Origin of the sequence: Rothia sp. 27098_8_161 (assembly GCF_041432905.1) — a bacterium.
In the GTDB taxonomy this organism is placed as follows: domain Bacteria; phylum Actinomycetota; class Actinomycetes; order Actinomycetales; family Micrococcaceae; genus Rothia.
Genome location: NZ_JAPWAL010000056.1, coordinates 1 through 1,104, shown reverse-complemented (window position 1 = coordinate 1,104; position 1,104 = coordinate 1). Strand labels below are relative to the sequence as shown.

The following is a 1,104-nucleotide window of genomic DNA, read 5'->3' as shown; positions in this document are numbered from 1 at the left end:
CACCGTCTGCCCCACCGCATCCTGATCCCTCTGGCTATTGCCACCTATACGACGTTGCCTGTGTCTTTGCTTTTTGCCGGTCGCCCCGCCGATATTTGGCGCGTGATGGGTGCCGGTCTAGCGCTGTGGTTCTGCTACGGGCTTCTGCGTATTCTGTCTTTCGGCGCGCTGGGCCGCGGGGATGTGAAACTTGCCGGCATTCTGGGCGGCGCGCTCGGGTACCTGTCCTGGGCAAATCTGGGCTGGGCGTCGCTGGTGACGTTCCTTGCCGGTGGTCTGGTGTCTTTGGCTCTGGTGCTGTTCACGAAGGCGCGCGGTAGCACCCGCATTGCCTTCGGTCCGTTTATGCTTCTGGGCGCGCTGGTGGCGTTGGCGGCTCCGGCGTATTCTCTGTGGTAGATTCCGAAGTGGGGTGCCCGTCCGGCTAAGTGACGGGCTCATTATTCGTGCGGCTCGTAGCTGTTTGCTCTGCTCTCTAGCACCTATTTCTCGACAGAACTGCCGGGACTTTTGAAAGGTTGATGTTATGCCTACTCCTCCCTATATCCGTAAGCTGCGTGAGCGGATTGGTTCGGATTACCTCTGGCTCTCCGGTGCGACGGCTGTGGTGTACCGTGAGCAGGATTCTAAGGTGCTGCTGGTGCGCCGTAGCGATAACGGGGCGTGGACCCCGATCACGGGCATTGTAGACCCGGGGGAGAGTCCCGCACTGACCTGCCTGCGTGAGGCGCAGGAGGAGGCAAACGTGCAGATTGAGGTGCTGGAGCTGGCTCAGGTGAAGGCTGACCCGCCGATGCAGTTCGGTAATGGTGACCGCTGCCAGTTCTTGGACCATACGTTCTTGTGCCGCTGGGTTTCTGGTGAGGCGAAGGTGAACGACGAGGAGTCTTCGCAGGTGCGTTGGGTGGATGTGTCTGACCCTGCCGAGCGTGCGTTGCTTTCGGAGCGGATGCTGGACCGTATTGATGCTGCGCTGAACTATGACGGCCACTGCCGTTTTGGTCTGGAATCGGTGCCGCCGGAAGAACTCTAAACCGGCTGCTGGGACTGAGCAAGAGCCGCCGAATGAGGCGTGCAGATACAGAAGGAGGGGCGACCCGCCGT

2 protein-coding genes are annotated in these 1,104 nt (G+C 60.7%); both read left to right on the top strand.

All coding sequences use genetic code 11. The annotated features are described in order from the left end of the window. The coding region (locus O3648_RS08335) for a prepilin peptidase (protein WP_371569579.1) at positions 1-399 on the top strand (399 nt) is incomplete at its 5' end. Between the two features lie 127 nt (positions 400-526). Further along, a complete protein-coding gene (locus O3648_RS08330; protein ID WP_049354996.1) occupies positions 527-1,033 on the top strand; it encodes an NUDIX domain-containing protein in 507 nt (168 codons plus the stop codon). Positions 1,034-1,104: the final 71 nt, after the last annotated feature.